This window comes from Robiginitalea marina (assembly GCF_024006985.1).
Lineage (GTDB): Bacteria > Bacteroidota > Bacteroidia > Flavobacteriales > Flavobacteriaceae > Robiginitalea > Robiginitalea marina.
The window spans coordinates 1-592 of sequence record NZ_JAMXIB010000034.1 but is presented as its reverse complement, the minus strand read 5'-3'; the positions used below and the strand labels follow the sequence as shown (position 1 = coordinate 592).

The window sequence follows — 592 nt, the reverse complement described above, 5'->3', positions numbered from 1 at the left end:
CCGATGTGACGGTGACGGAAGGCGCAGGCATGTTGTTTACGGTAACGTTGAACAATGCGGTATCGGGGGGATTTTCGGTGACCACGGGCTACACGGGTGGCACGGCCACGGGTGGCGGGTTACCCCTGGTAAGCCCTGAAGACTACAATAATGCCCCGCAGGTGCTGAATTTTGCAGGAACAGCGGGGGAGACACAACAGTTTACGGTAGCCACCTTGAATGATGCTATTCTGGAAGGCCCGGAAACATTCACAATTACGCTAAGCGCCAGCAATAGCGCGATTGTGGATAGCGATACGGCCACGGGCACGATCAACGACAACGACAGCGCGGCCATTACTATTGGGGATGTAACGGCAACTGAAGGCACTGGCCTCCAATTTACTGTGACCCTGAACAATGCGGTTGCCAATGGGTTTACGGTGACCTCGGGCTATACAGATGGTACCGCTACGGGTGGGCTCCCGGTCCTCACGAGCCCGGAGGACTACAACAACGCCCCGCAGGTGCTGAATTTTGCAGGAACAGCGGGGGAGACACAGCAGTTCACGGTGGCGACTTTAGATGATGCCATAGTGGAAGGGACGGAAAC

Annotated in this window: 1 protein-coding gene; it reads left to right on the top strand. The window is 56.2% G+C overall.

Features of this window, described 5'->3' with window-relative positions:
- The coding region (locus NG653_RS14645; RefSeq protein WP_305882153.1) for a Calx-beta domain-containing protein at positions 1-592 on the top strand (592 nt) is incomplete at both ends.